At 72.7% G+C, this 25517-nt stretch carries 26 protein-coding genes and 1 pseudogene; 14 read left to right on the forward strand and 13 right to left on the reverse strand.

Annotated elements, in window-relative coordinates; translation table 11 throughout:
* Nucleotides 1–171 precede the first annotated feature (171 nt).
* A complete protein-coding gene (locus AB0F52_RS16715; protein ID WP_360170936.1) occupies nt 172–738 on the reverse strand; it encodes a TetR family transcriptional regulator in 567 nt (188 codons plus the stop codon).
* 132 nt (nt 739–870) lie between these two features.
* Here AB0F52_RS16715 and AB0F52_RS16720 point away from each other — a divergent pair, with 132 nt between their 5' ends.
* On the forward strand, nt 871–1188 hold the full coding sequence (locus AB0F52_RS16720; protein WP_360170939.1) for a muconolactone Delta-isomerase family protein: 318 nt from the start codon (nt 871–873) through the stop codon (nt 1186–1188).
* A gap of 13 nt (nt 1189–1201) precedes the next feature.
* Here AB0F52_RS16720 and AB0F52_RS16725 read toward each other — a convergent pair whose 3' ends face one another.
* Complete coding sequence (locus tag AB0F52_RS16725; protein ID WP_360170942.1) at nt 1202–2065, reverse strand: helix-turn-helix transcriptional regulator; 864 nt, start codon at nt 2063–2065, stop codon at nt 1202–1204.
* 132 nt (nt 2066–2197) lie between these two features.
* Between AB0F52_RS16725 and AB0F52_RS16730 the strand changes: the two genes are divergently transcribed.
* The 4 genes from AB0F52_RS16730 (at nt 2198) to AB0F52_RS16745 (ending at nt 5642) form a co-directional block, all read left to right on the forward strand.
* A complete protein-coding gene (locus AB0F52_RS16730; RefSeq protein ID WP_360170945.1) occupies nt 2198–3148 on the forward strand; it encodes an NADP-dependent oxidoreductase in 951 nt (316 codons plus the stop codon).
* Between the two features lie 231 nt (nt 3149–3379).
* Complete coding sequence (locus AB0F52_RS16735) at nt 3380–4171, forward strand: AAA family ATPase (RefSeq protein ID WP_360170948.1); 792 nt, start codon at nt 3380–3382, stop codon at nt 4169–4171.
* On the forward strand, nt 4168–4950 hold the full coding sequence (locus tag AB0F52_RS16740; RefSeq protein WP_360170951.1) for an ABC transporter permease: 783 nt from the start codon (nt 4168–4170) through the stop codon (nt 4948–4950). The genes AB0F52_RS16735 and AB0F52_RS16740 overlap by 4 nt, the downstream gene beginning before the upstream one ends.
* Before the next feature lie 116 nt (nt 4951–5066).
* Nucleotides 5067–5642, forward strand: a complete 576-nt coding sequence (locus AB0F52_RS16745; protein ID WP_360170954.1) for a dihydrofolate reductase family protein — start codon at nt 5067–5069, stop codon at nt 5640–5642.
* A gap of 45 nt (nt 5643–5687) precedes the next feature.
* Here the strand turns inward: AB0F52_RS16745 and AB0F52_RS16750 are convergent, their stop codons facing one another.
* A complete protein-coding gene (locus tag AB0F52_RS16750) occupies nt 5688–6695 on the reverse strand; it encodes an RNA polymerase subunit sigma-70 (protein ID WP_360170957.1) in 1008 nt (335 codons plus the stop codon).
* Nucleotides 6696–6980: 285 nt separating this feature from the next.
* Entirely contained in the window at nt 6981–7394 is a 414-nt protein-coding gene (locus tag AB0F52_RS16755) for a hypothetical protein (protein ID WP_360170960.1), read from the reverse strand.
* 219 nt (nt 7395–7613) lie between these two features.
* Between AB0F52_RS16755 and AB0F52_RS16760 the strand changes: the two genes are divergently transcribed.
* Nucleotides 7614–7907, forward strand: a complete 294-nt coding sequence (locus AB0F52_RS16760; RefSeq protein ID WP_360170962.1) for a hypothetical protein — start codon at nt 7614–7616, stop codon at nt 7905–7907.
* Nucleotides 7908–7921: 14 nt separating this feature from the next.
* Here AB0F52_RS16760 and AB0F52_RS16765 read toward each other — a convergent pair whose 3' ends face one another.
* Entirely contained in the window at nt 7922–10654 is a 2733-nt protein-coding gene (locus AB0F52_RS16765) for an AAA family ATPase (protein WP_360170965.1), read from the reverse strand.
* 136 nt (nt 10655–10790) lie between these two features.
* Here AB0F52_RS16765 and AB0F52_RS16770 point away from each other — a divergent pair, with 136 nt between their 5' ends.
* From AB0F52_RS16770 to AB0F52_RS16790, 5 genes and pseudogenes are all read left to right on the forward strand, one after another.
* Nucleotides 10791–11363 (forward strand): VOC family protein, encoded by a 573-nt coding sequence (locus AB0F52_RS16770; RefSeq protein WP_360170968.1) that lies wholly within the window; start codon nt 10791–10793, stop codon nt 11361–11363.
* 56 nt (nt 11364–11419) lie between these two features.
* A complete protein-coding gene (locus AB0F52_RS16775) occupies nt 11420–12784 on the forward strand; it encodes an NAD(P)/FAD-dependent oxidoreductase (RefSeq protein ID WP_360170971.1) in 1365 nt (454 codons plus the stop codon).
* Entirely contained in the window at nt 12784–13815 is a 1032-nt protein-coding gene (locus tag AB0F52_RS16780) for an alcohol dehydrogenase catalytic domain-containing protein (RefSeq protein WP_360170974.1), read from the forward strand. Before AB0F52_RS16775 ends, AB0F52_RS16780 begins: the two co-directional genes overlap by 1 nt.
* Before the next feature lie 7 nt (nt 13816–13822).
* Nucleotides 13823–14350 (forward strand): annotated as a pseudogene (locus AB0F52_RS16785) (flavodoxin family protein); the annotation flags it as partial.
* Between the two features lie 42 nt (nt 14351–14392).
* Entirely contained in the window at nt 14393–14524 is a 132-nt protein-coding gene (locus AB0F52_RS16790) for a hypothetical protein (RefSeq protein ID WP_360170977.1), read from the forward strand.
* Between the two features lie 25 nt (nt 14525–14549).
* Here AB0F52_RS16790 and AB0F52_RS16795 read toward each other — a convergent pair whose 3' ends face one another.
* Nucleotides 14550–15719 carry a helix-turn-helix domain-containing protein gene (locus AB0F52_RS16795; RefSeq protein WP_360170980.1) on the reverse strand — a complete coding sequence of 390 codons (1170 nt, stop codon included), beginning with the start codon at nt 15717–15719 and terminating at the stop codon, nt 14550–14552.
* Nucleotides 15720–16650: 931 nt separating this feature from the next.
* Between AB0F52_RS16795 and AB0F52_RS16800 the strand changes: the two genes are divergently transcribed.
* Nucleotides 16651–17634 carry a teichoic acid biosynthesis protein C gene (locus AB0F52_RS16800; RefSeq protein ID WP_360170983.1) on the forward strand — a complete coding sequence of 328 codons (984 nt, stop codon included), beginning with the start codon at nt 16651–16653 and terminating at the stop codon, nt 17632–17634.
* Nucleotides 17635–17755: 121 nt separating this feature from the next.
* Nucleotides 17756–18790 carry an alcohol dehydrogenase catalytic domain-containing protein gene (locus tag AB0F52_RS16805; protein WP_360170986.1) on the forward strand — a complete coding sequence of 345 codons (1035 nt, stop codon included), beginning with the start codon at nt 17756–17758 and terminating at the stop codon, nt 18788–18790.
* Nucleotides 18791–18834: 44 nt separating this feature from the next.
* Here the strand turns inward: AB0F52_RS16805 and AB0F52_RS16810 are convergent, their stop codons facing one another.
* The 5 genes from AB0F52_RS16810 to AB0F52_RS16830 form a co-directional block, all read right to left on the reverse strand.
* Nucleotides 18835–19065: a hypothetical protein gene (locus AB0F52_RS16810; protein ID WP_360170989.1), complete on the reverse strand. Its 231-nt coding sequence runs from the start codon at nt 19063–19065 to the stop codon at nt 18835–18837.
* Nucleotides 19066–19400: 335 nt separating this feature from the next.
* Nucleotides 19401–19817, reverse strand: a complete 417-nt coding sequence (locus AB0F52_RS16815) for a VOC family protein (protein ID WP_360170992.1) — start codon at nt 19815–19817, stop codon at nt 19401–19403.
* A 57-nt stretch (nt 19818–19874) separates the two neighbouring features.
* Entirely contained in the window at nt 19875–20213 is a 339-nt protein-coding gene (locus AB0F52_RS16820) for a helix-turn-helix transcriptional regulator (RefSeq protein WP_360172006.1), read from the reverse strand.
* Between the two features lie 127 nt (nt 20214–20340).
* The gene (locus tag AB0F52_RS16825; RefSeq protein ID WP_360170995.1) at nt 20341–21840 is read right to left on the reverse strand and encodes a UvrD-helicase domain-containing protein; all 1500 of its coding nucleotides are present in this window, start codon (nt 21838–21840) and stop codon (nt 20341–20343) included.
* 139 nt (nt 21841–21979) lie between these two features.
* Nucleotides 21980–22279 carry an EthD family reductase gene (locus tag AB0F52_RS16830; RefSeq protein WP_360170998.1) on the reverse strand — a complete coding sequence of 100 codons (300 nt, stop codon included), beginning with the start codon at nt 22277–22279 and terminating at the stop codon, nt 21980–21982.
* Nucleotides 22280–22730: 451 nt separating this feature from the next.
* Between AB0F52_RS16830 and AB0F52_RS16835 the strand changes: the two genes are divergently transcribed.
* Nucleotides 22731–23234, forward strand: a complete 504-nt coding sequence (locus AB0F52_RS16835) for a hypothetical protein (RefSeq protein ID WP_360171001.1) — start codon at nt 22731–22733, stop codon at nt 23232–23234.
* A 246-nt stretch (nt 23235–23480) separates the two neighbouring features.
* Here AB0F52_RS16835 and AB0F52_RS16840 read toward each other — a convergent pair whose 3' ends face one another.
* Entirely contained in the window at nt 23481–24374 is an 894-nt protein-coding gene (locus tag AB0F52_RS16840) for a TIGR01777 family oxidoreductase (protein ID WP_360171004.1), read from the reverse strand.
* A gap of 62 nt (nt 24375–24436) precedes the next feature.
* Nucleotides 24437–25501, reverse strand: coding sequence for a medium chain dehydrogenase/reductase family protein (locus AB0F52_RS16845; RefSeq protein ID WP_360171007.1), 1065 nt, complete (start codon nt 25499–25501; stop codon nt 24437–24439).
* Nucleotides 25502–25517 lie beyond the last annotated feature (16 nt).

A 25517-nucleotide genomic window follows, 5' to 3' on the forward strand; every position in this document is an offset into this window, starting at 1 on the left:
CTCAACAGCCAGCACCCTACCCAAGATCAGCGATCTTGAGCCAAGTCAGGAATGGTCGCCCAGGTAAAAGCAACGTAAAAGTCGACGGTCGAGCGAAGGTCGACATCGCCTAATCAACACTCTAATTGGCCAATGGACAGCAATTCCGGCCGGCACTGCCGAGCACGGGGATCAGTCGGCCGCGGTCAGCGTTCGAAGCTGAGCGAACGACTGGGCGATGGCCTCGCGCAGAGCCAGGTCGCCGTCGGCGCCGACCCATCGCCGGAAGGCGACCCGGTACACCGCGGAGCCGGTTTCGGCGGCCAGCTCGGCCTCGGCGTCGCCGATACCCCGCCGGCGAAGGCCGTCGGCGAGTGCGGCCGTCATCTGGGCGTGCTTGATCAGTTCGCGTTCCCGGAGATCGGCGTTGGCCATGATCACCGTGTGCCGGATCCGGGCGAGCTCATGGTCGTGTCCGATGGTGTCGGCCACCGCCTCGAGCGCGGCCGCGACGAGATCCAGCGCCGACGCCGTGGCGGGCGCCCCCTCCAGCGCGGCCAGCGACTTCTCCTCCACCTCGGTCGCCGCGTCGAAGAGAACCTCGCGCTTGTCGGCGAAGTGGCGGAAGAAGGTGCGGGCGGTCACGCCGGCCCGTTCGGCGATGTCGTTGACCATGGTCTGGTCGAAGCCGCGTTCGAGGTACAGGTTCAGTGCAGCCTCGCGCAGCCGGCCACCGGCTCCCGGCTCCCATCGCCCCATCCGGCGAGTTTAGTGCGATCGCCCGCGAACTCGCCGGGTGATGTCAGCTGATGACATCGCCGTGGTACGGTGATGTCATCAGCTGACATCACCCGGGTCGACGCCACGAATCACCCTTCGAAAGGACCGACCATGTCAACCCCGAACGCCGCCGCGACGCCCACGTTCATGGTGTTCGCGACCCTCCGCGACGACACCGACTTCGCGGAATTCGCCGCACTGCGAGAGGACGAGCAGAAGCAGCTGGAAGTGCTGCGCTCCCAGGGGCGGATCGGCGCCCACTACGTTTCCCCCGCCCGGCGGGCGACGTTCGTCGAGGTAGTCGCCGCCGATGAGGCGGAAGTCGCGAAGACGCTGGCGACCCTGCCGTTCGCCCGGTTCTTCGATGCCGAGGTCTACCCGACCACTCCCCCGGATCCCGCGGAGATCGCCCACCGAGCGCGATCGTGAGCCGGCAACCCGCTCAGCCGGCGGTCGCCGGTCTGCCGGGTGCGTCGAGCAGGCCGCTCAGCAGCTGAAGTCGTTCGTGGTCCGGGCCGCCCGGCGCGGCGGTGTAGACGATGAGCACGGGCCCGGGGGCACCCGGCATGGGGTAGGCGTCCCAGTCCAGGTTCAGCTCGCCGACCAGCGGGTGCTCGACGCGCATCCGGCCACGTGTGGTGTCCTCGACGTCGTGGCGGGCCCACAGCGTCGCGAACTCCGTGCTGCGTACCGCCAGCTCACCCACCAGTTCGGCCGCACGCGGGTGCCCCGGCTCGGCGGCGACCTGGGCCCGCAGCATCGCGGTCAGTTCGGCGACGGTGGCCGCCCGCTCCGGGCACGTCCGGCCGCCCTCCGGGTGCAGCAGCAGCGCGAGCAGGTTCCGCTCGGCCCGGGGCAGCTCGGTGGACGCGCCGAGCAGAGCCCCGGCCAGCGGGTTCCAGGCCAGCAAGTCCAGGAAGCGCCCGACGACCAGGGCGGGCGAGGTGGTCGCGCGCAGCAGCCGCAGCGTGGTCTCCGGCACCTCCTCCGGCGGGTACGCGCGGGCGGGGCGGGGCGGGGTGCGCGCGGCGGCGGCGAGGCTGTGCAGGTGCCGGGTTTCCTCGGCGGAGAAGTTCAACGCGCCGGCGATGGCGTCGAGGACCTGGCCGGAGGGCCGCACGTCGCGGCCCTGCTCCATGCGCTGGTAGTAGTCCGAGCTCACGCCGGCCAGCAGGGCCAGTTCTTCGCGGCGCAGCCCGGCGACGCGCCGTCGCGGGCCGGGTTCCAGGCCGACGTCCTGCGGCCGGAGCCGGGTTCGCCGGGTCCGCAGGAAGTCGGCGAGCGCGCGGCGGGAGTCGTCGGTCATCGGCCCAGTATGCCGACGACGTGCCGGGCGAGGGTGGGTCCGGCGAACCCAGGAAAAGGGGAACGACCGAGCTGACGCTCGCAGGGCCCAGGATCGGTTCCGTACCAGCCGGTCACGAAAGGAAAACACGACATGAGGGCCGCCCAGATCATGAGCTTCGGAACGCCGGACGTCCTGCGGGTCACCGAAACCGCCGCCCCCACGCCCGGTGCCGGCGAAGTCCTGGTGGCGGTCGAGGCGTCCAGCGTGAACGGACACGACACGATCGTCCGCGCCGGCGGGCTGAAGGTGGTGTCGGGCCGGAAGTTCCCGATCGGTGCCGGCCTGGACTTCGCCGGTGTCGTCGTCACGACCGGCGCCGGCGTGGCGGGTTTCCGCGCCGGGGACCGGGTGTGGGGCACGGTGCACCCGCGGCAGCGGCACACGACCGCGGCGGCGGCCGAGTACGTCGTGGTCGCCGCCGACCGCGTCGGTCTCGCTCCCGCGGGTGTCTCGGCGATCGAAGCGGCGTCCCTGGTGGTGGCGGGCAGCACCGCGTTGCTCGCGTTGCGCGAGAGCGTCGGGCTGCGCGACGGCGAGCGGGTCCTGGTCCGCGGCGCCGCGGGTGGGGTCGGCACCGCGGCCGTGCAGCTGGCCCACGCGATGGGCGGCCACGTCACCGCGCTGGCCCGCGGCCGCCACGCCACCGCCCTGCGTGCCTTGGGGGCCGACGAGGTCCTCGACTACGGCACCACCACCTCGGAGCAGATCGGGCCGTTCGACGTCATCCTCGACACGGCCGGCTCCGAGCTGAACCGCTACCGCGGCCGGCTGGCCAAGGGCGGCCGGATGGTCACCGTCGGGCTGTCGGCGCCCGCACTGGCCGCGATCGCGGCATCGACCATCCACGGTTCCCGGCGCATCCGCACGTTCAGCGCCAATCCGGGCTCGGCCGTGCTGGACGACACGGCCGGCCACATCACCTCCGGCGCACTACGCCCGATCGTGCACAGCGTCTACCCCCTGACCGACGTCGCCGCCGCGCACCGGGCATTCGAACGCGGCGGCGTCCTGGGAAAACACGTGCTCGCTGTTTCCGGCTGACCCCATCGAACGGTCTTCGGGGAATCACTCAGCAGGGCTTGACCCCATCGACACCGCCGGGGACGGAGTAGAACGCCTCCGGGGCGTAGGGATGGAACGAGCGAACCTGGCCGGAACCCCATTCGGCGCCGATGTTTCGGATTTCACCGCATTTCCACACGTTGATCCCGGTTCCGGTGTAGTTGAAGCCGCTGGCAATGCAGAGAACTCCGAGACTGCAGTGGTTCGCGGGTGACGCACCCGCCGGCGTGGCGGCCGACCGGCGGCCGGGTCCTGGTCGACGGCCGGCCGTACCGGGCGCTCGAGCGGCCGCTGCGGCAGATCGGTGCCCTGCTCGACGCGACCGCCCTGCACGGTGGCCGCCGCGCCCGCGATCACCTCCGCTGGCTCGCCCAGACCAACGACATCCCCGCCGGCCGCGTCACCGAAGTCCTGGCGATCACCGGGCTCGCCGACGTCGGCCACCGGCGGGTCGGCGGTTTCTCCCTCGGCATGAAACAGCGGCTGGGCATCGCCGCCGCACTGCTCGGCGACCCCGGGATCCTGATCTTCGACGAGCCCGTCAACGGGCTCGATCCCGAGGGCGTGCACTGGATCCGCGGGCTGCTCCGGTCGATGGCCGGCGAAGGACGCACCGTGCTGATCTCCAGCCACCTGATCAGCGAACTGCAGCTGGCCGCCGACCACGTCCTGATCCTCGGCCGCGGACGGCTCCTGTCGGACTCGTCCATGTCGGATCTGGTGCACCACGCCGGGGGCGGCGACGTGCTGGTCCGCACCGCGGCGGAGACGCCACTCGCGGCGTTGTTCACCGCGCGCGGCGCCAGCGTGACCACCGAGCCACGTCACGGCCTCGCGGTCGCCGGACTCGCCCCCGGTGACATCGCCGCGATCGCCGCCGCGCACAGCATCCCCTTGCTCGAACTGACCCCGCGCCCGCCGTCGCTCGAAGACGTCTTCCGCCGGATCACCGACCCCGGCCTGCAGTACCGCGGCCGGTCCCACCGAGAGGACGCCCGATGAGCCCGTTCCCGCCCGGCCGCGGCCTGCTGGCCGCCGAGTGGACGAAGCTCCGCTCACTGCGCTCGACACCGCTCATCCTGGCCGTCGCGGCCGCCGCAACGCTCTCCCTCGCCGTGGTCCAAGCACGTTCCGCCGTCCGGTCCTGGGACACGTGGGGACCACGGGCGCGCACGGAGTTCGACCCCGTGTTCGGCACCTTCACCGGCTTCCAGCCGGCCCAGTTCGCCTTCGGGCTGCTGGGCGTCCTCGCCGTCACCTCGGAATACGGCACGGGCACGATCCGCGCCACCTTCGCCGCCGCCCCGCGACGCGGCCGGGTCGTGGCCGCCAAGCTGCTCGTCGTCGGCGCGATCGCGGCCGCGGCCGGGGAACTGCTCGCCTTCCTCACCTTCTTCACCGGGCAGGCCGCCCTCGCCGGGCGGCACCTCGACGTCGGCCTCGGCGACCCGAACGTCCTGCGCGCCGTGCTCGGCCAGGGCTTTTACCTCGGCACCGTCGCCCTGCTCGGAGCCGCGACCGGCATGATCGTCCGGCACACCGCGGGCGCGACCGCCGTCGTGGTCGGGCTGCTGTTCCTCAGCGTCATCGTCCTGAAGGGAATTTCCGGCTCCCCCGCACTCGTCCGCTGGGCACCCGGCGTCGCCGGAGAAGGCCTGACCTGGACCACTTTCCACGACCCGGAATGGCCGTCCGCCGGCTTCGCGACACTGGTCTGCCTGACCTACCTCGCCGTCTCGATCACCGCCGCGACCCTGTGCGTCACCCGCCGCGACGTCTGACCGTGGAGAAGGGCGGCTGGACCTCTCAAGCGGCACGCCGTCCGATCGCGCACCGATCAGGTTCCCGCGCCGCGACCGTCTGTACCTGTGAGACCGACTCACAGGAGGCTGGCACGATGCGGAACCTGATCTTCGGCATGAACGTGACCCTGGACGGCTACATCGCCGCGCCCGGGGATGACATCGGCTGGGGCGGGCCGCCGAGTGACGAGCTGTTCCAGTGGTGGCTCGACCAGGAGCGGGCGAGTGAACTGACGCTGTACGGGCGCAAGCTGTGGGAGACGATGAGCTCCTACTGGCCGACCGGCGACCAGCAGCCCGGCGCCACGCCGGCGCGGATCGAGTTCGCGCGGAACTGGCGGGACACGCCGAAGGTGGTGTTCTCCTCGACGCTCGGCAAGGTCGGCGAGGTCGCCTGGAACACCCGCCTGGTCACCGGCGACGCGGTCGCGGAGATCACCCGGCTCAAGGCCGGGGACGGCGGCCCGATGCGCATCGGCGGTGCCACGCTCGCCGGGGCGGCCATGCGGGCCGGGCTGATCGACGAGTACGCCCTGGCCACCTACCCGGTCGTGGCGGGCGGCGGCACGCCGTTCTTCAGCGCGCTGGACAGCCGGGTGCACCTGAACCTGGTGGAGACGCGGACGTTTCCCGGCGGCGTGGTGCTGACCCGGTACGAAACCAGGCGATGAGCTCGCCGTGCCCCGCCGGCGGCGTCGGCGGGGCACGGTGCCCGGTCACAGCGTCGGGGACACGCCCAGCCATGGCTTGCCGGTGGCGTCGAATCCGGTGAGCTCGGCGATCTTCCCGTCGACGACGTGCAGGACCGCGATGACGAACAGCCGGTACTCCGGGTCGCCGGGGGCGCGGCGGTACAGCACGGCGGCCGGCATGCGGTTGACGGTCGTGGGGATACCGCGCCAGTCGTCGTAGCCGCGCTGGAAAAGCCCTCCGGAGACCCAACCGTCCACCGCATCCTTGGCCCCGATCGTCACGGTGCCCGGATCGGGCAGCATCGCGAACCGCAGCTCGTCGCGCAGCAGGGACGTCAACGCGTCGAGGTCGTTGCGCTCATGGGCGTCGATGTACGACTTCACCACGCCGCGTTCGTCATCCGACACCTCGTGGGTGGCGGGGCTGCGCCAGTCGAGGCGGCGGCCGGGCAGCTGCTCCCGCATCGTCACGCGCGCCCGCTGCAGGGCGCTGGTCACCGAGGCGACGGTCAGCCCGAGCGCGTCGGCGGCCTCCGACGCCGGCCAGCCTTGGACGTCGCGCAGGACGAACACCGCCCGCTGCCGCGGCGGCAGGTGCTGGACGGCGACGATGAACGCCAGCTCGACCGTCTCCCGCGCCACCACCGATTCCTGTGGGTCCTCGGGGAGCAGCCGGTCGGGGTAGGGCTGCAGGTGCGGCACCTCCGAGGCCTCGCCCGGCAGCTCGGCCGGCCGGGGTGTGCGGCCGTTGCGCTTCTCCAGGAAGTCGAGGCAGGCGTTCGTCGCGATCCGGTACAGCCAGGTCCGCAGCGCGGCGTGGCCCTGGAACGACTCCCGCTTGTGCCACGCCCGCAGGAACGTCTCCTGCGTCAGGTCCTGGGCGTCCTCGTAGTTCGCGAGCATCCGGTAGCAGTGCACCTGCAGCTCACGCCGGTGGCGCTCGGTGACGAGCGCGAACCGCGCCGCGTCACCTGAGCCGGCCGCCGCGATGAACGTGGCCTCGTCGGCGCCCAGCGGTCTGGCGTCGGTCATGGTCGTCAATCCTTCCACCGGTGCGAGGGGGCTGCCGAAACCGACGACCGGGCGGCGGATTTCTGATCGGTGACGCCGCTCACACCGGGCCGTCTCGCCGGCCCGATCTCAGCCGAGTCGCCGGCACGAAACTGGACGCCCCCAGGACACAGAAGACGGTCGCGCCGAAGATGTGCAGCACGACGGGCAGCGGCATGGCGAAGAACCGTGCGTTGTCGCGTCCTCGACGGCGAAAACCGCGAGGAGCAGTCCGCGCGCCGGACGTCGTCTCGCCGACCTCCGCGTTCAGCGGCAGGCCGCCGCCCGGTACGCGGCGATCCTGATCCGCAGGCCGCGCAGGTGGACCAGGTCGATGGCGAACGCCGGGACCGGCCGGTACCCCGCGGCCGGGTCGTCGGCCCGGCACGGGCCGGCGAGGTGGACGAACTGGTCGCCGGAGTCGTACCGCGGCTCCGACCACACCGCCGCCTCTCCTGCGCCGGGATCGCGGCGGCGAGCGCGGGCCAGCCAGTAGACCGGCAGCTTCAGCACCTCGCCCAGCACCTTGTCGAGCGCGGGGAGGTCGGCCTCGGCGATCGCGAGACCCTGCCCGCTCCACACCCGCGGCGCCCAATGGCCACCGGCGGCGGCATGGGTGAAGGTCGCGGTGTCACCGGACGCGGTGATCGTCCAGTCGGCCACGGTGGTGAGGGTCGGCATCACGGCTCCCTGCGGTCGCGGCCCCCAGGTTCGGCCCACCGTAGTGGATCATGTCCGCGGCGGGGAACCACCGGCGGCACACAGGAACTGTGCCGACCGGACCGGCGCACACCGAAAACGCAGCTCAGCGTGACGCTCCGGAAAACCGCGCCAGCCGTTGTCAACCTAAGATTCACCGCTAGAACACCGGATCAGAGAACCCATGCGAGGGTGGTGGACGTGCCCGACGAACAGACCGGAGAACTCGTACCCCGGTCGGTGGCCGAGCTCGCCGCCGACTCGGCCTGGACGGTCACCCGCACCGGCACGACCGGGCACTGGCTCACCGCCGAGCGGATCGTCGAGCGCGACGGGCGGCGCCTGCTCATCGGGCTGACCCCGATCCGGCCCGGGACGGTCGCCCTCATGCTGTGGGCCGACGGCGAGGTCGTCGAGCACCTGCGTGGCAGCGAAGCCGAGGCGTGCACCACAGCACACCGCTGGATCGGGGAGTTGCCGGCCGGCAGCCGCTGAGCGGGTCGGCGCGCTCAGGCCTTCTCGAGCACCGTTTCGCGCAGTTGACGCCGTGAGCTGATCCCCAGCTTGCCGAACACCTTGCGCAGGTGCCATTCCACGGTGCGCGGGCTGAGGAAGAGCCTCGTGCCGATTTCCGGGTTGGACAGTCCTTCGCGGGCCAGGCGCGCGATCTGGAACTCCTGGGCGGTCAGTTCCCCGGTGGTCCCGGCGGTGCGTTTGCGGGCCGTCTCGCCGGTGGCCAGCAGTTCGCGGCGCGCGCGGTCGGCGAAGGCTTCGAGGCCCATCGCGGAGGTCATGGTGTGTGCGGTCCGCAGGTGCTCCCGGGCGTCGGCACGGCGTCCCGCACGCCGGAGCCACTCGCCGAACAACAGATGGCCCCGGGCCAGCTCGACCCGCAACGGCGTCCCGGCGAGCAACGCGATCGATTCGGCGTAGCACTCGTCCGGGGTCTCGCCGGCCAGCGCCCGCAGGCGCGCTTCGAGGGCCCGCGTCCACACCGTCGGGGTGGCCCGGGCACGTCCGGACATCCGGTCCAGCGCGGCCGTGACGAGATCGTCGTCGCCGGTGCGCGAAGCGGCTTCCGCCAGTTCGGCGGTCGCCAGGGCCTGGTGGCCGACGGTGTCGTGCTCGAACACCCGGCGGGCCGCGTCGCGGGCGAGGTCGTGGCGGCCGAGACCGTTGCCGAGCACGGCGCGCGCGTAGTCGGCGAACCGCACGACCCGGCCCTGGCGGCGTCCGGCGGCCTCCGCGGTCGCGGCGGCGATGACCGCGCCGGCCTCGGCGTCCCGGCCGCGCAGGGCGGCGAGCAGGATCGCGCTGTACCCGACCGGCCGGCCGCCGGTGACGTCGGCGAGCAGGCGGTCTTCGTCGACCAGCACCTGGGCCGCCGTCAGGTCGCCGGCCGCCAGCTCGTGGTTGGCCAGGAAGTTGAGGGCGAACTGCAGCTGGACGAGCGCGCCGGTGTCGCGGGCCAGCCGGACCTGACGTTCGGCGAGTGTGCGGCCGGCCGCGTAGTCGAGCACCTCGGTCGCGAGGGTTCCGCCGGCCCGGTTGCCCAGCAGCCACAGCACGCGCGCGGTGTTCTCGCCGCCGGTGTCCAGCGCGCGGACGGCGTCGATCGCCCCGGTCATCAGCGGGGCCGCGGCCGCGTACCCGTCGGTGAGCCGGGTCGCGAGCGCGTCGAGCACGAGGTCGACGGCGGTGGGCGGCACCTGGGCCGGCGGCGCCGCGCGCGCTCGTTTCGCGGCTTCGGCGACGCCGGATCCCGCCCACACGGCGGCGCCGAGCGCCTCCAGGTACGTCTCGCGGGCCGGGTCACCGTCGAGGTGCCCGGCGGCACGCAGGAGGAGCCCGGCCGCGTCGCCGCTGCGCCGCTGGTCGAACGCGATCTGCCCGCGGAGCCGTTCGGCTTCGGCGTCTCGCACCGGATCGGGCGGCCCGGCCCCGGCGGCGCCCAGCAAGCCCAGCGCCGCTTCCAGCGCGCCGGCACCGCGTTTCGCCCGGGCCGCGGCGAGCTCGCGACGGGCACGCCACGCCGGGTCGGGAGTGAGGGTGGCCGCCTGTTCGAGCAACGCCGCGGCGGCGACGAGACCTCCGCGCGCCTGGGCCCGGCCGGCCGAGCGCTCCAGCTCCGCCGCGACGTCTTCGTCCGGGGCGACGGTCGCCTGCGCGCGGTGCCAGGCGCGCCGGTCCGGGTCGAGGACGGCGTCGGTCACCTCCGCCAGCACCCGGTGCACTTCCCGCCGGTCCGGGCCGGCCGCGGATCGGTAGACCGCCGAGCGCACCAGCGGGTGCCGGAATCGGATCCGCGGCCCGAACTCGATCAGCCCGGTCGCCTCGGCCGCGGCCGCCGGGTCGGCACCCAGGCCGAGCTCCCCGGCCGCGCGCCAGAGCAGGGTCGCGTCCCCCAGCGGCTCCGCGGCCGCGATCAGCAGCAACTTCCGGGTGCCGGCCGGCAGCGGCGCCAGCTGCTGCAGGAAGCACCGCTCGAGGCGGCCGGCCAGCCCGTCGCCGTCCGGCCGGCGGAGACCGTCGGCCTGCTCGGCGGCGGTCCAGAACCGGGGCAGCTCGACCAGGGCGAGGGGGTTGCCGTGCGTTTCGGCGACGATCCGGTCGCGCACCCGGACGTCCAGCGGGCCCTGGAGCACCGAGTCCAGCAGGGCGCCGGCCGCCGCGTCTGGGAGGCCGCGGACGGCCAGCTCCGGCAACCCGGCCAGGTCGAGCTGCTCCGCGGGTTCCCGCACCGCGAGGACCAGGGCGATCGGCTCCGCGAGCAATCGCCGGGCGACGAACGCGATCGTCTGCGCGGACACCCGATCGAGCCACTGGGCGTCGTCGACCAGGCACACCAGGGGCCGGTCCTCGGCGACGTCGGCGAGCAGGGTCAGCACCGCCAGCCCGACCAGGAACCGGTCCGGCGGTTCCCCGGCGGTCAGGCCGAACGCCGTGCCGAGGGCCGTCCGCTGCGGAGCCGGCAAGTGCTCGGCCCGGTCGGTGAAGGGCGCGCACAGCTGGTGCAGGCCGGCGTAGGGCAGCTCCTGCTCGGACTCGACGCCGGCCGTCCGCGCGACCCGGCAGCCGGTCGCCCGGGCCGCGACGTGCTCCAGGAGCGCGGTCTTGCCGATGCCGGCCTCGCCGCGCAGCACCAGCACCCGGCTCTGCCCCGTCCGCGCCGCGGCGAGCGCGCCATCGAGGGCGGCGAGCTCGTCGCCGCGGCCGACCAGCTCCGCCTCCCGACCCGGCATGACCCGGAACCCTAGCGCGATCCCCGGGCCCGGGCCCGGGGTGAACCAGGGTGTCTCACGGGGGCGAACGGGCCGCCGGAGGACGAGTGTGGTGGTGAGCGACGAACCCACCGCCACCCCCAGAAGGAGTCCGATCATGGACATGAAGCTCGAAGTCGTGGTCCTGCCCGTCACCGACGTCGACCGGACCAAGCACTTCTACAAGACACTCGGCTGGCGCGAAGACGCCGACATCGAGTTCGGCGCCTCGCGCGTCGTGCAGCTGACCCCGCCGGGGTCACCGGCGTCGGTCCACTTCGGCACCGGCATCACCGACGCCACCCCCGGCTCGGTGCGCGGCACCTACCTCGTCGTCGACGACGTCGAAGCCGCCCGCGCCGAGCTCGCCGGCCACGGCGTCGACGTCAGCGAGGTCTTCCACCGCGACGCGACGGGCGCGTTCGCCCCGGGCGCGCACCCCGACCGCGGCACGTATTCGTCGTTCGCGTCCTTCAGCGACCCCGACGGCAACACCTGGCTGCTGCAGGAAATCACCACCCGGTTCCCCGGCCGCGTCACCGGCGTGACCTACGGCTCGACGCAGCAGCTGGAGAAGGCTCTGCGCGAGGCCGCGGCCGCGCACGGCGAGCACGAGAAGGAGACCGGGCAGTACGACGAGCAGTGGCCGGTCTGGTACGCCCAGTACATGACCGACCACCAGGACGCCTGAGCCCCTCCGGCGGTGCGCGGGGCGACCCGCGCACCGAAACCCCGAAAGCAGGAACCATGGCTCACCACGATTTCGACGCCATCGTCCTCGGCGGTGGCGCACCGGGCGAACACACCGCGGCCGCGCTCGCCGCGGGCGGCCTCCGGGTCGCCGTCGTCGAGCGGGAACTGCTCGGCGGCGAATGCTCCTACTGGGCGTGCATCCCGTCCAAAACCCTCCTGCGGCCCGGCGAAGCACTGGCCGCCGCCCGGGCCGTCCCGGGTGCTCGCGAGGCCGTCACCGGCCAGGCGGACGCCGCCGCGGCGCTGGCCTGGCGCGACTTCATGGTCTCGTCCTACGACGACGCGGGCGCCGAGAAGTGGGCCCACGACACCGGCATCGAGGTCCTCCGAGGCGAAGGCGAGCTCGCCGGACCCCACACCGTCGCCGTGAACGGAAAGCCGTACACCGCCGACCACATCGTCATCGCGACCGGTTCCGCGCCGGTGCTCCCGCCCGTGTCCGGGCTGCGCGAACTGCCCGGGCTGTGGACGAACCGCGAGGCCACCGGCGCGACCGAGATCCCGCGCCGGCTCCTCGTGCTCGGCGCCGGGCCGACCGGCGTCGAACTGGCCCAGGCGTTCGCCCGGCTCGGCGCCGAGGTCGCCCTGGTCGACGGCGCCGGCCACGTCCTTCCCCGCGAACCCCGGGCGCTCGGCGAAGCCGTCGGAGAAGCCCTGCGCGCCGACGGCATCGCCCTGCACCTCGGGCAGCACGCGAGCGCGGCGCGGCTCGACGGCGACGAGTACGTGCTCGACCTGCCCGACGGCACCGGCCTGCGCGCCGACCGGCTGCTCGTCGCCACCGGACGGCGGCCGCGGGTCGACGGCATCGGGCTCGAAACCGTCGGCATCGAAGCCGACCCCCACGGGATCCCGGTCGACGAACGCATGGCCGCGGGCGACGGCCTGTGGGCCGTCGGCGACGTCACCGGCCAGTGGAACCTGACCCACGTCGGCGAGTACCAGGGCCGGGTGGTGGCCGCGAACATCCTCGGCCGGCCCACGACCGTCACCTACGACGCCATCCCCCGCGTGGTGTTCACCGACCCGCAGGCCGCGGCCGTCGGCGCCGCCGAAGGCGCTTTCACGGCGACGGTCCCGCTGTCCGGCGTGCCCCGCACGGCCACCTACACCCGCGCCTACGACACCCGGCCCGGTTTCCTGACCGTCTTCTCCGACGGCGAGCGGCTCACCGGCGCCTACGCCGCCGGGCCCGAAGCCGGCGAATGGCTCCAGCAGGCCACCCTCGCGATCCGCGCCCGCGTCCCCCTGGCCGTGCTGCTCGACGTCGTCCAGCCGTTCCCCACCTTCTCCGAAGCGTTCCTGCACGTCCTGCGCGACCTCGACGCCCGAGTCCACACCCCGATCGGAGCCCCGTGATGTCCTACCGTGCGTTCGAAGTGACCGGCGGCCGCCAGTTCGCTCTCGTGGAGCGCGAGCTCCGCGAGCCCGGGCCCGGCGAGGTCCGGCTGCGGGTCGAGGCCTGCGGGGTCTGCCACAGCGACACCCTCGCCGTCGAAGGGCTGCGCGCCGACCCGTCGGTGCCCGTCGTGCCCGGCCACGAGATCGTCGGCGTGGTCGACGCCGCCGGCCCGGGCGTGACCGCGTGGGCGGCCGGCGACCACGTCGGCGTCGGCTACCTCAACGGCCACTGCGGACAGTGCGACAACTGCCGCCGCGGCGACTTCGTCAACTGCACCGACCAGCCCTGGACCGGCACCACGACCGACGGCGGCTACGCCGAAGTCGCCTACGCCCGCGCCACCGGCCTGGTCCGCATCCCCGACGGCGCCCGGCCGCTCGACGTCGCGCCGCTGCTGTGTGCCGGGCTCACTGTCTACCGCGCCCTGCTCACCGCCGGCGCCCGGCCCGGCTCGCTGGTCGCGATCCAGGGCATCGGCGGCCTCGGCCACCTCGGCATCCAGTACGCCAAGACCCTCGGCCACCGCGTGGCGGCGATCGCCCGCGGCACCGGCAAAGCCGAACTGGCCGCCGAACTCGGTGCGGACGAGTACATCGACAGCACCGCCACCGACCCGGGCCAAGCGCTCACCCGGCTCGGCGGGGCCGCGGCGATCATCGCGACGGCGTCCAGCGGCGCCTCCATGTCGCCGCTGGTGGCGGGGCTGGGCACCCGCGGGCAGCTGCTCGTCGTCGGGGCCGCGCCGGACCCGATCGAGGTCCGGACCCCGGACCTGATCTTCGGCACGCACGCGGTCGTCGGCGCCCTCACCGGCTCGGCCATCGAGAACGAAGACAGCCTCCGGCTGGCCCACGACCGCGGGATCCGCAGCCGCAACGAGATCATGCCGCTGTCCGAAGCCCCGAAGGCCTACGAACGGATGATGTCCGGCGACGCGCGGTTCCGCGTCGTCCTCGACACCCGCTCCCCGGAAGCGTCCGCCGGCTGAGCCGGGCCGCCGGATCATGGAGAAGAACGGCGTCGGGGCCGAGGTGGTGCGCGCGATCGACCACGACATCGCGACCGGGGTCTGGCCGGACATGACCGAGCGCGGCCGGGCGAGCGACGAGTGGCCGTCGCTCTACGAAAAGGTGATGGCGGCGGACATCCTGGTGATCGCCGGGCCGATCTGGCTGGGGGACAACAGTTCCGTCACCAAGCTGGTCATCGAGCGGCTGTACGCCTGCTACGGCCGGGTCGGCGGTTGCCTGATCACCGGGAACGAAGACGGCGTCAAGCACTGCGCGATGAACGTCCTCCACAGCCTCCAGCACCTCGGCTACACCATCCCGCCCCAGGCGGGCGCGGGCTGGATCGGCGAAGCCGGCCCGGGACCGTCCTACCTGGACGCCCGATCGGGTGGCCCGGAGAACGACTTCACCAACCGCAACACCACGTTCATGACGTGGAACCTGCTGCACCTCGCGCGCATCCTGAAGGACGCCGGCTGCCGCTTCGACTTCGCCAACCCCGAGTACCGCTGAAGCCATGCCGCGACCGAAGCGCGGTTCGTCGAGCACCTGGCCTTGTGCGAAGGCTGCGAACGCTACCTGGAGCAGTTCCGGACCACGATAACGGAGCTGGGGGAACTGCCGCCGGAGTCGTTGTCGCCCGCGGTGCGCGCGGACCTGCTGAACGCGTTCCGCGCCTGGCACTGAGGCTGAGTTCGGCCGCGGCCACCCGTCAACCGGACGTCTGCAGGGGACGGGCGGGCCAGCCGAGCAGACGCGCGCCCAGTACCGCGGCTTCGAGGGTGAACCGGTGCGCCGGATCCCGTGGGTCGTAGCCGGTGAGGCGCTTGACGCGGTCGAGCCGGTAGGTGACGGCCCGGACGCTGAGGAACAGCTTCCGGGCGGTCTCGGTGGTGTTCTCCCCCGTCGAGAAGTACGCGACCAGGGTGTCGAGGACCGGTTGGGCACCACCTCGGGAGACGACGAGCGGGCTGAGCACCGAACCGACCAGTTCGATGATCGCGGCGCGGTCGCGGAACAGCACCTGGTAGACGAGCAGTTCCTCGGCCCTCAGCACGGGCGTGGTCAGCCCGAGTGACGCGGCCAGTTCGAGGGCGCCGCGGGCTTCCTCGTAGGAGCGGAGGACGCCGGCCGGTCCAGGGTGCGTGCGGCCGATGCCGATCTGCCCGCTCCCGGACGGCACCACCAGTTCGAGCTCGCGGGCGAACTCGCCCGGCACGTCGCCGGTGGCGCCGGGCGCGACGCAGACGAGCAGCCCGTCTTTGGTCGTGACGAGAACGTCGCGGGAGTCGAAGCGGGACAACAGGTTCGTCTCGACGTGCCGCATCCGGGCATCGCCGTCGGTGAACGGCTGGGCGGCGCGGGCCACGGCCACGAGGTAGCTGGCGGCCAGGCGGAGCCCGAACCGGTCGGCGCGTTCGGCCAGCCGCCCGGGATCGCTGCGGCCGTGGAGCAGGTCGTCGATGAACTCCCGGCGCTCGGCACCCTCCTGGAACAGCACCAGCCGCTGGGCCCGGTCGTACCCGTCGGCGAGCGCGACGATCGCGTCGTCGGCGGCACGCATGACCGCTTCGGCGATCGCGCAGACCTCGTCCTTGCCCGTCGCCGACGCGACCGCGGGCAGTTCGCGCCAGGAGAGCCACTGCGCACTGAGGTAGAGCTCGGCCAGGGCCCGCAGCGGGACGCTCTGCTCGGCGGCCTGGGCACCCAGCGCGCGACGGGAGTCGAGCTCCGCCCGCGTCAGCCGCCGCCCGGTCCGGCTCACCCCGTCGAGCATCTCGGGGTACCCGGCCAGGAAGGCCACCGCGACGCCACCCGCGTCCCGGGCAGCGCGCCGCGCGACGACGGCGGTGTCCCACCCCGGGCGAGCACGCTCGGTCACCACGGCACGGATCCCCTCGTTTCCGGCTTGCCGGAAACCGGCACGGCAGACTACCCGACGATACGCGCAAGCCTGTGGACCGCCCAACGACCGGCGCACGCCGGTCTGGGTAGTTGCCGACGTCCGGCAACGAAGAAGCGCCGAACACGGCCGACGGCCGGCCTTGTTGACGTCCCGGCCCGCCGTCACGATTAGTGCGCAACGTTTCACTCACGGGGGGAAGGATGGCTCGCCGGACGGCTGCGTCAGCGGCCGAGGGGACCGACGAGCCATCCACCCGGCGCTGCTTTCCGGGCGACGAGGAAGCCGCGCGTCGGCCGTCGCGGTGGGTCTCAGTCGGTCACGAGAAGACGAAGTAGCGCAGCCAGAGGTAGGGCGCGGCCACCAGCACCGTGATCACCGTGATGACGGCGCCCTTCTTCGTGAATTCCCAGAAGGTGATGGGTGCTCCGGAACGCTGCGCGACGGGACGCGCGTGGCGGTCGCGAACCTGACCCGGTTCCTGGAAACCGCCGGGCGAGCCGATGTCCTGCCTGGACCTGGTGACCGGCGGGCAACCCGGCGTCGAGCAACCCGCTCTCGGCGAAACCCTCGACCGGCAGGCGGTCCAGGCGTACCGGTCTCGGCGGATGACCGCGGGCGGGCGGGGCCAGCCACGAACGCGCCCGCATCGCCGCCACCAAGACCATCACCGCCGCGATCACCCGGATCACCACGCTGGACGAGCCACTCGGGCAGCACCTGCGCGACACCGTCCACACGGGAACCCACTGCGCCTACCGCCCCGGCCCCGGCGACGAACGGCAGGATCCTCACCCCCGGGAATTGACGACCAGGGCGCCCGGCTCCGCGCCGCTCCGAGGCGTTTGTACGTCTCGTGTACAGCGCCGGGGCAGGGTCGCTCGCCATACACCGATCCAGGAGGCGAGCCGTGCCACAGAACTTCCTTCCCGACTTCACGCTTTCCCGGCGTTCGCTCTTCCGAGCCGGGGCCGCCACCGCCGTCGCGCTCGGGAGCGGGGCTCTGCTCGCCGGGACCGCCGCCGCGGCCGAGGAACTCCCCGCGTCGCCCTACATCGACATCACCCAACCCTCGTACGACCTCTTCCGCAGCAAGATGCTGCACGAATCGCACCACGTCATGCAGGGCTTCGCGTTCGACAACGTCAACCGGCGCCTCTTCATCGTGCAGGCCCAGAACGGCACCTCCGGCGACGACCTGTGCGTCAGCCAGCTCAGCTTCTCCGGCGAACTGCTCGGCTCGATGCACCTGAACCACGCCGGGCACGGCGTGTCACTGGGCGTGGAACCCGTCGGGACCGCCTCCTACCTCTGGATGGAGTGCGACGCCGACGGGACCACCACCGAATCCCGCGGCACCGCCCTCGCCCGCTTCAAGTTCGTCGACGGCGGCACCCCGGCGGTGAAGAAGTTCCTCACCGGCAGCAAGAACATCACCTGCGCCACCGACCCGGTGTACCGGCGGATGGTCGTGCGCCGCGACGAAGACGGCCGGATGTGGTTCAGCGTGTTCCCGCTCGCGAAGGCCGTCGCCGGCGACTTTTCCGAGCCACTGGCCCACTTCCCGCAGCCGTCGCTGAGCTCGTCGGGCGTCGTCTTCCAGGGCTACACGATCCTCGGCAGCTCCCTGTACATTTTGGACGGAGCGGGCCACGCCGACGCGGCGGACATCGACTCCTACGTCACGCGCGTCGACATGAAGACCGGCGAGGTGAAGGAACGCGCGATCACCCGGGCCGGCGAGTCCCTCGTCTGGCGCGAACCCGAGGGCATGGCGGTCTACCGCACGGCCGACGGCGAAACCCGCCTCTTCCTCGGCTTCGGCTCACGCAGCAGCGTCGACAACGTCAACCGCTACGCCAACCTCTTCTACAAGAACGTCCTGGTGGGGTGAGACGTGCAGCGGCTGGCTCACCCGATCGTGGGACAGCCGGACCTGATCCCCTGCCGGACTCCGGCTCAGCGCGTTTGATGGGTGGTGGCCAGGGAAGACCACCCACGACGAGAGTGAGCCGATGAAGGCGACGTTGATCTACGGTGCCGGCGACGTGCGCGTCGAGACCGTGCCGGACCCCCGGCTGCACGAGCCGACCGACGCGATCGTGCGGGTGCTGCGCTCCTGCATCTGCGGCAGCGACCTGTGGCCCTACGGGGCCAAGCCGGCCCAGGACCACGGCGACCGGATCGGCCACGAGTTCCTCGGCGTCGTCGAGGACATCGGCGCCGACGTCACCGGCCTCGAGCCCGGCGACGTCGTGGTCGCGCCGTTCGTGTGGGCCGACAACACCTGCGACTTCTGCCGCGAAGGCCTGCAGACCTCCTGCCGCCACGGCGGCCAGTGGGGCTCGGCGGACGTCGACGGCGGTCAAGGCGAAGCCGTCCGCGTCCCGCAGGCCGCCGGGACGCTGGTCAAGCTGCCGGTGGGCGAGGACTCGGCGCTGCTGCCGTCGCTGCTGAGCCTGTCCGACGTCTTCCCGACGGGCCACCACTGCGCCGTCACCGCCGGGGTCGGCCCGCACACGACGGTCACCGTGATCGGCGACGGCGCGGTCGGGCTGTCCGCCGTGCTCGCCGCCCAGCGCCTGGGCGCCGAGCGGATCATCCTGATGGGCCGCCACGCTTCTCGCACCGGCCTCGGCCGGGAGTTCGGCGCCACCGACGTCGTCGCCGAACGCGGCGACGAAGGCATCGAACGCGTCCGGGAGCTCACCGGCGGCGACGGCACCCACACCGTCCTCGAATGCGTCGGCCTCAAACCGGCGATCGAGACGGCGTTCGGCGTCGTGCGCGACGGCGGCACCGTCAGCCGCGTCGGCGCCCCGCAGTACCCGGACGTCCCGGCCGGCGTCCGGGTGTTCCTGCGCAACATCACCCTCACCGGCGGGGTGGCGCCCGCGCGCGCCTACATCGAGGACCTGCTGCCGGACATCCTCGACGGCCGGATCGAGCCGGGCAAGGTCTTCGACCGCACCGTCGCGCTCGACGACGTCCCCGGCGGGTACCAAGCCATGGCCGACCGCGAAGCGCTGAAGGTGCTGATCCGCCCGTGACCACCCTGGCGTCAGCCACCAGGGACTGATCGGGCACCGGGGCGCTACCGGGCGTCGAGCTCCTCCCGCAAGATCACTTCGACGCGACGGCGGGCGCGTCCCAGCGCGGCAGCGGCCCCGGCCACCGCGAGCACCGAGGTCATCACCCATCCGGCGCCCGTCGACTGCGACCACGCGAGCAGCAACGCGCCCACCGCGGCGATCGTCAACGGTGCGGTACCGGCCCGGCCACTCATCCACACCGGCAGCACACGCCCGATCCAGAACAAGCTCATCAGCGACCACCTTCCAGCGAGCACGGCGTGACCACCGCACTCCTGACAGACGCAGAAGCCGCCGGACTTGTTACAGAATGTCACCGGTTCGGGAACGACCTCACCCTCCTGATCAGCTCATCGTCACCCGAACGCGCGTTAGGGAGGGGCCGACGCCTCTGGTGCACTTGTGTCCCTGGCGGCAGACTGAAGGCAAGTCACGGACACAGAGGGCCACGGCCCCGAGCATCGGTGGCCCAGGTTGGCGGTCGGGTTCAGACCAGAGCCTCGCCGCGAACCGCACCGGCCGCCTTCGACAGCAGCCTCGAGGACTGCGTCGACGCGGCGGCGCGTTTTCAGGATCCCGACAGCGGCTGGCTGAACCGGATGCTGTTGCCGAACGGGTCACGCAGGCCGCAGTCGATCCCGTACGGCCGCTCGGTCGGCTCCTCGGTGAACTCGACGCCCTTGGCCGACAGCGTCTCGTAGGTCTTGCGGCAGTCGTCGGCGGTGAAGAACAGCGAGCCGCCCATCGCACCCTTCGTCAGCAGGTCGCGGACCTGGTTCGCCGTCGCCTCGTCCATCCGGGGCGGCGCGGGCTTCTCCAGCAGGATCTCCCGGTCCGGCTGACCGGGCACGTTGATCGTCAGCCATCGCATGAACCCCAGGTCGGCGTCGGTGTGGACCTCCAGGCCGAGCTTGCCGACGTAGAAGTCGAGTGCCTCGTCCTGGTCGAGCACGAAGATCTGCGAAATCGTGATTGCGTTGAGCATGGGGGCGACGGTAGTGCGGGGCCGCGCCGGGACGCTTATCCAAAACGATCGTCCCGGTCAGCTCCGCGGCCGCATCCACGCCATCGCGAAGCAGGTCGGCACGTCCGACAGCGGGCCGCGGCGCCGGTAGGCCGTCGGCGACTCGCCGACGACGTCCCGGAACGTCCGGCTGAAGGTCCCCAGGCTGGTGAAGCCGACCTCCACGCAGATGTCGGTGACGCTCCGGTCGCCCGAACGCAGCAGGAACATGGCCCGCTCCACCCGCCGGCGTTGCAGGTAGCGGTGCGGGGTTTCGCCGAAGGTGGCGCGGAAGGTCCGGCTGAAGTGCACCGCCGAGACGTGCGCGACGCGAGCCAGCGCCGGCAGGTCCAGCGGCTTCGCGTAGTCCCGGTCCATGGTGTCGCGGGCCCGCAGCAGGCGGCGGTTGCTCTCCTCGGCAGCTCGGCTCACGTCCGGATCCCACCACACCGGGCGCGACCCGAGCGGAGACGGGGAGGGCGCTCCGCGGCATGAACCGGTGGCGTCAGCTGGCTGCCCGGCCGAGCTGCTCCGGGCCCGGGTTGCCGTCGGGATGCCGGTTGATCCAGGCCAGGCCGCCGAGGTCGAGGCGGTTCCGGGCCCGCGTGACGGCGACGTAGGCGAGCCGGGCTTCGCTGGGCTCGATCTTGCCCGGGATCGGCTCCCCGTTGAGGTCGGTGTTCTCCGGGTCGACGGGCTCGGGGAAGTCGTCGGCGATGCGCACGCTCGGCCACTCGCGGCCTTTCGCGGCGTGGGCGGTCGAGACCACGACTTCGGCGTGGGTTTCGGCGGCCAGCCGGGAAAGGGTGTGCAGCACGACGTCCGCGCCGTGTTCGTCGATGACCTCCACGAAGGACAGCAGGTCGCGGCCGTCCGGGTCCCACTCCGCGTAGTCCTGGACCTCGCCCCAGGAGGCGAACAGCAGCAGCTCGGGGTGGGTGGTCCGGCGGCCGGCCTGCAGGTCGCGCGCGGCCTCGGCCAGGCTCTGGAGAACGGCGGCACGGCCGGCGAGCGCGACCCGGCGGCCCTTGCCGAGCAGGGTGAGGATTTCGGCCATCGCGCCTCCGTTGGTGCGGCACAGGATCGCGTCCGGCTGCTCGACGGTTTCCACCCTGCTGGTCACCACGGGAGAGCCGGTGAGGCGGATCGGCGCGCCGGCGATGGCCAGCCACCGGTTCGCTTCGGCGGCGACGCCGTCCCCGAACCGGAACGAGTGCGACAACGCCAATGAGCGGCCCGAGAAGCCGGTCATGACGTCGCGGGCGCCGCGCCAGCCGTAGATGGCCTGCGCGGAGTCCCCCACCATGACCAGCTGGGCGTGCTCGCCCTGGGCGAGGAACACCTGCTCGACGACCGGGTTGGTGTCCTGCGCCTCGTCCAGCAGGAAGAAGTCGCCGTAGAGCCGCGGCCGGGTCAAGGCCCACATCTTCAGGTAGTGGTCGTGCTTGAACGGCACCCGCCCGCGCTCGGGGTTCTGCAGGTCCGCCCACATCCGCTGGGCGTAGGGCAGCACCAGCTGCGTGAGCTGGTCGTGCAGGTGTTCCTCGCCGATGCCCTTGAGCCAGGGCACGTGCTGCCGGTCGAGGGTCTCGTCGGCGGAGTAGCAGTAGAGGATCACCGTGCGCTGGGCGGCGTAGCACAGCGCGGCCTTGGTCAGCTTCCGCTCGCCGATCGTCACTTCCATGGTGATGCCCAGCGACTGCGCGAGTTTCGCGGTGGCCATCCGCGGGTGGTTGAGCCGGTCCTGGTAGCGGTGCCCGACCGCCTTGAACGCGAGGCTGTGCGCGGTGGAGCACGCCACGTTCGGGCCGAACAGGCGGCGGGCCTCGGTCGCGATGGCCTTGTTGAACGCCAGGTACCGGCCGCGGCGGCGGGTGCTCGAGCCCAGCATCGTCAGGGTGGTCGTCTTTCCGGTGCCCGCGCCGGCCTGCAGCACCAGGTGGTCACCGGCGCGGAACGCGTCGACCGCGGCCCGTTGTTCGGACGTCGGTGGGCGTGCGGGCATCGGGTCTCCTCCCGGGGGAAGCGGCAGGACGCGTGATCGAACGATTACATGCCGTTCCGGGGGATTCGTACCGCCATCCCGGCCGTACGTGTGTTCGCGCTGCTCCCGGGGGGGGGATGCCCGGCCGGGATCGCCGTCCTCAGCTGAGCGGGTAGTGGATCATCTCCACCCCACCGGTGGCGTAGTTCGGCACATCGGCGGCGACGGCCTTGCCCGCCTCCGAGCCGAGCGCCCCGGCCATGGCCTCGGCGGACTCGAAGTCGGCGTGGAAGACCGCGAAGTACTTGCTTTCGCCGCCGAGGGAGGCCACGTCGAAGGAGTACTGGGACTGCACGAGGCCGGGGAGCTTCGCCGCCAGCGGCAGGTGGGAGCCGACGTAGTAGTCGCGGAAGTGGGCTTCGTCGACGGGCGGCGGGTAGAGCACGGTCAGCCGGTGCATCGGAGTCCTCTCTCTGCCGGGTCAGCGGCGGTCTTCCCCAGCGTGACACACCGGGTTCGCGGACGGCCGGCCGGTGATCGGTGTGGCGGCGGCTCTCGACACCGAGTGGATCACCGGAGATGACCCGGTTTCGGCTCTCCGCCCGGGCCGATCGCGCCGCTGGCTTTCCCGCATGAACCTCCCTGCACGCAGCACGCGGATCTGGTTTCGCCGGCAGCCCGGACCCGAGCACCGCACCAGGCCCGCGCGGTCACCCGGCTGAGCCTCGGCTGGTACGGCCTCCCCGGGCCAGTGGGCCTCCGCGCTGACGACGTGTTCGGCGCGCCGAACACGTGGCCTCGGCTTCCCCGGGCCGGGCCGGCCAGGCGAGCACCGCGCCGAAGATCATGCCCGCGATGGCGGCCGCCGGCTCGGCAAGGTCGAGCGCGCGCTGATCGAGGACCACCGCGGCGTGGTCCTGCGGGCGTTGCGCGCCGGGGACGCCGGCACGGCGCGGGCCCTGGCCGAGTTGCCCGACCTCGTCCGCGGCCGGCCGGCCGCGCCGATCGGCCGGCTCGATCGCCTGCCTGCTGACTCGGCGGGCCACGCCAACGACCGCGAAGGCTCGATCGCGGCCTGGTGGGCCAGGCCCGTGAACTCGAGGTACGGCCGGCCGATCCGGCACGATCCCCTCCGCCAGGCACTCCGCCTGGTGGCCGGTCCGGCCCTGGGCACAGCCGAGGCTGATCGGCGCCGGCGCACGCGAGTCCTCCCCCAGGTAAGGCTGCGCCGCCCCCAATGCCTCGGCCGTGGCCCGCAGCGCTGCCTCGGCCTCAGCCGGCGGGTTCCCGCGCCGGCGGACGGCCAGCAGCCCGACGGCCCCGGAGAAGAGCTCCAGCCGGCCGCGCCGGGGGTCCGGCACGGTCTCCGTACCCCGCTCGGCCCGGCGCAGCAACCGCTCGGCCGCTTCCAGTGACCCGCGGGCCGGCTCATCATCCGCAGCAACCGCTCGGCCGCTTCCAGCGACCCGCGGGCCGGCTCATCATCCGCAGCCACCGCCGCCGGCCCGGCGGCCGTCATGAACAGGCCGGCCGGGAACCCGGCGAGCAGCCCTGAACTTCCTCACCGCCTGATGTTCTCGTCAAGCCCCGTGCGAGACGGCCGAAGGCGTCGATCATGGCGGTGAATTCTCCGTGTGTGCAGGGAATTCGGCCGGCCGGGATCAGCGCAACGCGGCGGTCAGCGCGGCGGCCAGCTGCGGGTGCGTGTAGCGGTAGCCGCCCTCGAGGGCGCGGCGGGGCACGGCGCGCTGGCCGGTGGTGACCATGTCCGCCGTCTCGCCGAGCGCCATCCGGAGCGCGAAGGCGGGCGTCGGCAGGACGGCGGGGCGGTGCAGCGCCCGGCCCAGCGCCTTCGAGAACTCCCGCTGGGTGACCGGTTCGGGGGCGGTGCCGTTGTAGGCGCCGCGCCACGACGGGTCGTCGATCGCCTTGACGTACAGGCCGACGATGTCGTCGAGGTGGATCCACGGCACCACGAACGCACCGCCCGCGATCGGGCCGCCCAGCCCGATCCGGTAGGTCGCCAGCAGCGATTTCAACGTGCCGCCCGCCGCGTCGAGAACGACGCCGGTGCGCATCCGCACCACCCGGACGCCGAACTCGGCCGCCCTGGCTGCTTCGTCCTCCCATTCGCGGGAAACCCCCGCCAGGAACGTGGCGCCCGGCCCGGTGTCCTCGGTGATCTCCTCGTCGCCGCGCGGGCCGTAGTAGGCCACGCCGGAGCTGGAGACGAGGACCCGCGGCCGGTCCGCTTCGGGGGTGGCCCGCAGGCCTTCGACCAGGTTGCGGGTGCCGGTCACCCGCGAGCGCCGGACGCGGTCCTTGACCTCCTCGGTCAGGCGCCGGCCGAGGGGTTCGCCGGCCAGGTGCACCACGGCGTCCCGGCCGGCGAGCGCGCCGAGCGGGGCGGCCCCGGTGAGCGGGTCCCACTGCCACGTCGCGCGCTCGGTGCTCGCGGAGCGGGAGAGCACGGTCACCTCGTCGCCGCGGTCACGGAGGTGGGCGGCGAGCCTGCCGCCGATGAGACCGGACGCGCCGGTGATGGTGATCTTCATGGTGCCGGACTCCTTGGAGGAGAAGGAAAGGTGGGCGTTCCTTCCGCGATCGCGGGAAGCGTTTACGGCACCAGCACGATCTTCCCGAGGGCGGTTCGCGCGGAGGATTCGGAGAGTTCCACGGCCGCCGCGACCTCGGTCAGCGGGTAGCGGGCGGCGATCTTCGCCGTGAGCACCCCATCGCGCAGAAGCCCGAAGACGTGGGTGAGGTCGGTGCGGATCCGGGCGCGGAACGCCTCGCGCTCGGCCGAATCCGGCTTGCCCGCGCCCGACCACACGTCGAAGAAGCTCGCGTGCTTGCCGGTGGGCAGGTGGTTCCAGAACGCCAGCTTCGTCAGCACGTTCAGGAAGCTGAGCAACACCGGAGTCCGGTCGTCGAGCTTGCTCGCGATGCTGTAGCAGACCAGGGTTCCGGTCTTGTTCAGCAAGCGATAGGACCGGGAGATGCTCGAGCCGCCGAGGTGGTCGAACACGGCGTCCACCCCGCCGGGGGCGAGTTCGCGGACCCGGGCGGAGACGTCGGGATCCCGGTAGTCGACCGGCTCGACGCCCAGTGCGCGCAGCGCCTCGTGGTGCCGCGGGCTCGCCGTGCCGATCACCCGGGCACCCGCGTGGCGGGCGAGCTGGGTCAGCAGGGTCCCGACCCCGCCGGCGACGCCCAGCACGAGCACGGCCTGCCCGGCGCGCACCTTCGCGACGTGGTGGAGCATCTCGTAGGCCGTCAGCCCGTTGACCGTCAGCGTCTCCGCTTCCTCCGCGCTCACGCCTTCGGGCACCTCGACCAGATCGGCGGCCGGCAGCAGAACGGCCGTGGCCCAGGCGCCGGTCTTGGTCAGTGCGGCGAACCGCCGGCCGATCAGCGCGCGGTCCACGTCCGGGCCGACCGACTCGACGACCCCGACGAGGTCGTAGCCGGGCACGAACGGGAACGCGGGCTGGCCGTAGTAGCGGCCCCGGCGCATCGCGCTTTCGGCGAAGGACACGGCGGTCGCTTCGACGCGCACCAGAGCCTGGCCGGCCGCCGGCGCCGGCAACGAGCGCCGGACCAGCCGCAGCCCGGACGGTTCGACCTTGCCCGGCAGCACCACTTCGGTCGCGGTCACGGTGGGGATGCTCGTCTCGGCCATGGCCGGCTCCTCGAAC

Origin of the sequence: Amycolatopsis sp. NPDC024027 (genome assembly GCF_040638975.1) — a bacterium.
In the GTDB taxonomy this organism is placed as follows: Bacteria; Actinomycetota; Actinomycetes; order Mycobacteriales; family Pseudonocardiaceae; genus Amycolatopsis.

What these genes read in the sequence shown, in the direction of transcription:
- AB0F52_RS16715 (WP_360170936.1), bottom strand. Translation starts at nt 738, where the DNA reads ATGGGGCGATGGGAGCCGGGAGCCGGTGGCCGGCTGCGCGAGGCTGCA.
- AB0F52_RS16720 (WP_360170939.1), top strand. Translation starts at nt 871, where the DNA reads ATGTCAACCCCGAACGCCGCCGCGACGCCCACGTTCATGGTGTTCGCG.
- AB0F52_RS16725 (WP_360170942.1), bottom strand. Translation starts at nt 2,065, where the DNA reads ATGACCGACGACTCCCGCCGCGCGCTCGCCGACTTCCTGCGGACCCGG.
- AB0F52_RS16730 (WP_360170945.1), top strand. Translation starts at nt 2,198, where the DNA reads ATGAGGGCCGCCCAGATCATGAGCTTCGGAACGCCGGACGTCCTGCGG.
- AB0F52_RS16740 (WP_360170951.1), top strand. Translation starts at nt 4,168, where the DNA reads ATGAGCCCGTTCCCGCCCGGCCGCGGCCTGCTGGCCGCCGAGTGGACG.
- AB0F52_RS16745 (WP_360170954.1), top strand. Translation starts at nt 5,067, where the DNA reads ATGCGGAACCTGATCTTCGGCATGAACGTGACCCTGGACGGCTACATC.
- AB0F52_RS16750 (WP_360170957.1), bottom strand. Translation starts at nt 6,695, where the DNA reads ATGACCGACGCCAGACCGCTGGGCGCCGACGAGGCCACGTTCATCGCG.
- AB0F52_RS16755 (WP_360170960.1), bottom strand. Translation starts at nt 7,394, where the DNA reads ATGCCGACCCTCACCACCGTGGCCGACTGGACGATCACCGCGTCCGGT.
- AB0F52_RS16765 (WP_360170965.1), bottom strand. Translation starts at nt 10,654, where the DNA reads ATGCCGGGTCGGGAGGCGGAGCTGGTCGGCCGCGGCGACGAGCTCGCC.
- AB0F52_RS16770 (WP_360170968.1), top strand. Translation starts at nt 10,791, where the DNA reads ATGGACATGAAGCTCGAAGTCGTGGTCCTGCCCGTCACCGACGTCGAC.
- AB0F52_RS16775 (WP_360170971.1), top strand. Translation starts at nt 11,420, where the DNA reads ATGGCTCACCACGATTTCGACGCCATCGTCCTCGGCGGTGGCGCACCG.
- AB0F52_RS16780 (WP_360170974.1), top strand. Translation starts at nt 12,784, where the DNA reads ATGTCCTACCGTGCGTTCGAAGTGACCGGCGGCCGCCAGTTCGCTCTC.
- AB0F52_RS16805 (WP_360170986.1), top strand. Translation starts at nt 17,756, where the DNA reads ATGAAGGCGACGTTGATCTACGGTGCCGGCGACGTGCGCGTCGAGACC.
- AB0F52_RS16810 (WP_360170989.1), bottom strand. Translation starts at nt 19,065, where the DNA reads ATGAGCTTGTTCTGGATCGGGCGTGTGCTGCCGGTGTGGATGAGTGGC.
- AB0F52_RS16815 (WP_360170992.1), bottom strand. Translation starts at nt 19,817, where the DNA reads ATGCTCAACGCAATCACGATTTCGCAGATCTTCGTGCTCGACCAGGAC.
- AB0F52_RS16820 (WP_360172006.1), bottom strand. Translation starts at nt 20,213, where the DNA reads ATGGACCGGGACTACGCGAAGCCGCTGGACCTGCCGGCGCTGGCTCGC.
- AB0F52_RS16825 (WP_360170995.1), bottom strand. Translation starts at nt 21,840, where the DNA reads ATGCCCGCACGCCCACCGACGTCCGAACAACGGGCCGCGGTCGACGCG.
- AB0F52_RS16830 (WP_360170998.1), bottom strand. Translation starts at nt 22,279, where the DNA reads ATGCACCGGCTGACCGTGCTCTACCCGCCGCCCGTCGACGAAGCCCAC.
- AB0F52_RS16840 (WP_360171004.1), bottom strand. Translation starts at nt 24,374, where the DNA reads ATGAAGATCACCATCACCGGCGCGTCCGGTCTCATCGGCGGCAGGCTC.
- AB0F52_RS16845 (WP_360171007.1), bottom strand. Translation starts at nt 25,501, where the DNA reads ATGGCCGAGACGAGCATCCCCACCGTGACCGCGACCGAAGTGGTGCTG.